This window comes from Luteirhabdus pelagi (assembly GCF_016827595.1).
Taxonomy (GTDB): Bacteria; Bacteroidota; Bacteroidia; order Flavobacteriales; family Flavobacteriaceae; genus Luteirhabdus; species Luteirhabdus pelagi.
In genome coordinates, this window is record NZ_JAECMS010000032.1 from 1 (window position 1) to 872 (window position 872).

At 31.9% G+C, this 872-nt stretch carries 1 protein-coding gene; it reads left to right on the top strand.

Features of this window, described 5'->3' with window-relative positions:
- The coding region (locus tag I4Q58_RS15440; RefSeq protein ID WP_236002961.1) for a hypothetical protein at window positions 1-753 on the top strand (753 nt) is incomplete at its 5' end.
- Window positions 754-872 lie beyond the last annotated feature (119 nt).

An 872-nucleotide genomic window follows, 5' to 3' on the forward strand; every position in this document is an offset into this window, starting at 1 on the left:
ACGTTATACAAATCCGTTAGCAGTTATATTTGGGAAATGACACAAGTCTTCAAAATTGATCTGAAACACCAACTAAAATCTATTTCCAATGGAATTTGGATTATCCTAATTGTTTCTTTAGTCATGTTATATTTTTGGATTATAGAAGATATAAATCCAATACAGAATAACCTCTTAATTCTCTTTGCAATCATCACATTGCTTTATTTTCTACCAGCCCTGATTCTCCACCCGCTTTACTATTATATCAACCGAAAGACCAAATTAAAATACAATTCGGAAGAAAAGGAATTGATTCTGATTGATGGTGATAAAAGTTTTCGGTTTAAAGAATCTGATGTCGAAGAGATAGAGAGAGTTTATTTCACTGATTTCAAGTTACCAAGACGGCAACGGAATTTTATGACGCCAACATGGAGAAATTATGGTCTGATTAGGATAATGGTAAAAAGTAAACAGGAATTTATTCTAACTTCGTTAATGATAGATGTTGTAAATCCACCTTTAAAACCTACTGTAAATAAGTTTAGGCTAATTCCATTTCCCCCAAGATCCCTTAAGAATAGAGAAAGAGATATAATTGAATCCGAAAACGCCAGAAAAAAGAAAATTGATTTTTTCAAGGCAAGTTTTTCAAATAAAACAAAATCTGAATTGAATAAAAAGTTGAATGATAATGATTTGGTAGATGAAGCGAAAATTGCGGTAAGGGAAATAATTAATGAAAAAAATACAACTGCTAACAACGTATAATGCGCATAGCGCTAGGTTGAATAGCTTAATTGAAAATCCAACAAAACCGTTTCACAAAAGACTTATCTGAAAAATACGTAACTTCAACTCCGCGCAACGACGCATTATACAAATCCGTT